The organism is Streptomyces sp. URMC 126 (genome assembly GCF_051386555.1).
GTDB lineage: Bacteria > Actinomycetota > Actinomycetes > Streptomycetales > Streptomycetaceae > Streptomyces.
On sequence record NZ_JBPQTX010001353.1, the window covers coordinates 1 to 236 of the forward strand.

At 50.8% G+C, this 236-nt stretch carries 1 protein-coding gene; it reads left to right on the forward strand.

Features of this window, described 5'->3' with window-relative positions:
- Positions 1–236: NAD(P)-dependent oxidoreductase (locus ACSNOK_RS36240; RefSeq protein ID WP_436784896.1), on the forward strand; the 236-nt coding region annotated here is incomplete at both ends.

The following is a 236-nucleotide window of genomic DNA, read 5'->3' on the forward strand; positions in this document are numbered from 1 at the left end:
CGTCAACTGCGTCCGTGGTGAACTCATAAACACCCGAGCACTGATAGATGCCATGAATCCGGAAACTATTGACGTCATCGAGAACGACCACAGGTATTTTCACCAAGATCACCGTCTTGACGTTCTGAATAACCACGACCTTACGTTGCTACGTTCCTTCCCGAACGTCGTCGTTACCCCGCACATCGCCTTCTACTCAGACAACGTCACAGCGGAAATGGTGCATTGTGCGATGG